Source organism: Streptococcus sp. 2100 (assembly GCF_013276335.1).
Lineage (GTDB): Bacteria > Bacillota > Bacilli > Lactobacillales > Streptococcaceae > Streptococcus > Streptococcus pseudopneumoniae.
The window spans coordinates 1-2,664 of record NZ_VMKV01000072.1 but is presented as its reverse complement, the minus strand read 5'-3'; the positions used below and the strand labels follow the sequence as shown (position 1 = coordinate 2,664).

Genomic DNA, 2,664 nt, shown 5'->3' with positions numbered 1-2,664 from the left:
GAAAACCTAAACTAAGCCTAGAAGACCTTCTTATGGTCACTCTTCAATATGTGCGAGAATATCGAACTTATGAACAAATTGCGGCTGATTTTGGTATCCACGAAAGCAACTTACTCCGTCGGAGCCAATGGGTTGAAGTAACTCTTGTTCAAAGTGGTTTTACGATTTCAAGAACTCCTCTCAGTTCTGAGGACACGGTAATGATTGATGCGACGGAAGTAAAAATCAATCGCCCTAAAAAAACAATTAGCGAATGATTCTGGTAAAAAGAAATGCCACGCTATGAAGGCTCAGGCGATTGTCACAAGCCAAGGGAGAATTGTTTCTTTGGAGATCACTGTGAACTATTGTCATGATATGAAGTTGTTCAAAACGAGTCGCAGAAATATCGGACAAGCTGGTAAAATCTTGGCTGACAGTGCTTATCAAGGGCTTATGAAGCTATATCCTCAAGCACAAACTCCACGTAAATCCAGCAAACTCAAGCCGCTAACAGCTGAAGAGAAAGCCTATAACCATGCGCTATCTAAGGAGAGAAGCAAGGTTGAGAACATCTTTGCCAAAGTAAAAACGTTTACAATGATTTCAACAACCTATCGAAATCATCGTAAACGCTTCGGATTACGAATGAATTTGATTGCTGGCATTATCAACCGTGAACTAGGATTCTAGTTTTGCAGGAAGTCTAGTTTTACAATCTACAAGTTGATTCACTTTCTATTATGTATTATTATGATAGTGGTAAACAAAACAGAGAGGAGTTCTATATGACACCAGAAGAAGTCTATATGACAGAGTGATTGGAAAAGCAAATCACCTGCTTTCAGGGGAAAAGTTTCCAGCATCGCAGACGCTACAAGGTCTTGGAGATTGCTGAGATTGTTTCCGGTTTTTTGATTGCGATTTTTTGTGCCATTCCCATGCCGGGCGATTACTATCGCCTTGTCTCTGTTGTGCTTTCAAGCATGGGGTTGCTTTGTGAGGGATTGCTTGGTATTTATAATAGCAAGGAACACTGGATATCCTATCAGAAGGCAGCGCAACTTTTAGAACGAGAAAAGTTTCTCTACCAGTGTCTGACTGAGAAATAAATACGCAGGTGAAAGCAAGCCTTTTACATTCTTTGTCAAGATCTGTGAAGGGATAATCTCTGACGAAATAATCAAGTGGGAAGGCATCCAGTCTAAAGAAGCGGGTGTGCCTGCGGAAACTCCACTCCAATGCAAGAAAAATCGAGGGGGTAAAAGAAAACCTATAGTCAGGGAAAGAATAGCCTGACTGGAAAGCAGTATGAAAAAATGGAATTTACAGCGTAAAACAACTCAAGGTCCGGTTTGTTTTTTGTGCTTAAAAGACAGGAACTTCCTTGAAACTTGAGTTTGTCTCGGTGCATTTGAAAGAAAACTCAGTTTAGACGGAGACTGTTAAACAAGCTTATGGTCTAACCAGTACGGATGTGGTTGAGTAGCTAGTAGATGGTTTTTTAGAAATGGAAAGAGTGCAGATTTCAATGTTTCAACACCTAAAGGAAGATAACTAGGAGGTGATTAAGGTGAAAACAAAACGGATAAATGGTGATTTATTTTCAGGTCTTATCGCTGATGTCGACGAAGAAATCATGAATAGCGATGACAATCGTTTAGCTATCGATAGGATTGTCATCCAACATAATGGCGGTTTGAGCGATGAAGGAGCACCTGGTATGTATCTACAGGCGTTGGTACCTCTGCTTATTACCAGGCTTGGACTATCCAGAGCATGTTTTTTGCCCTGTAGGAGTCTTTGCCATCATTGATACTCAGGAAGCAGACGGCTACACTTGAGGCTTTCTGAAGTCAGAAAAAAGCTGGCTGGCCTTGGAGTTCACAGAAAGAATTACTTAGAACATAAGGAGAAAAATAATTGTTGAAATTGATACAAAATAAGAAAAAAGGTGGAGAGAAAGCCTTTCGCTACTCTCTCAGAAAATTTAAATTTGGCGCGGCTTCTGTGTTGGTAGGACTCTCCTTTTTAGGCAGTGATATATCTACCGTTTCTGCTCATTTTGAAACGGTAGATAATGTGACTTATCTTGGGGATACACCTAGAGAAGTTGGGTATGCTAAGCAATCAGTACAAGTAAGAACTGAGATATCAAAAAATGGCAAGCATGTAAAATATACAATACTTTTCAATAAAAATTATGAATACTGGGCTAGGCCAGGACTTACTGCTTGGTTACCAACTGGTTTGGATCATCGGACGGTTAGGATTAGAACTTATAATTCTGATGGAAAAACAGGGGGAGGGGGATTGCCGTGGAAATTAGTGCACGATTTGGGAGTGCATGAATTTCCTGGTGCGACAAGAGAATTAGTTTTCAATCCTGATTTTGACCCTAGAAACGAAGGAAAATGGAATGAATTTTGGGAAAAAATAGGAAAGGTTGGTTCAGGTTCCGATATTCCAACTGAGTGGAAAGAAAAAAATCAGTTACTGTTTGGTATCAATTCATGGGAAAATTTTTCTCACAATGCTTACAAGTGGGAAATAGAAGCGGATGTTCAAGATGGGGTAGTGGCTTCACAATTACCTGTCGTAGCTGGAATTGTACAGCCTCGTTCAAGATATCCTCGCTATGTTGCAGTAGGACCTAATGAAACAGTAGATACAGACGGAGACGGT

Annotated in this window: 2 protein-coding genes and 2 pseudogenes; all 4 read left to right on the top strand. The window is 40.3% G+C overall.

Translation table 11 applies throughout. The features are described 5' to 3' along the window. Positions 1-672, top strand: a pseudogene (locus tag HT669_RS09540) (IS5 family transposase); the annotation flags it as partial. Positions 673-800: 128 nt separating this feature from the next. Beyond that, positions 801-1,278: pseudogene (locus tag HT669_RS09535) on the top strand (DUF4231 domain-containing protein). 274 nt (positions 1,279-1,552) lie between these two features. Further along, complete coding sequence (locus tag HT669_RS09530) at positions 1,553-1,795, top strand: hypothetical protein (protein ID WP_000851052.1); 243 nt, start codon at positions 1,553-1,555, stop codon at positions 1,793-1,795. Between the two features lie 107 nt (positions 1,796-1,902). Continuing rightward, a partial coding sequence (locus tag HT669_RS09525; RefSeq protein ID WP_172922365.1) for a YSIRK-type signal peptide-containing protein occupies positions 1,903-2,664 on the top strand: 762 nt, incomplete at its 3' end.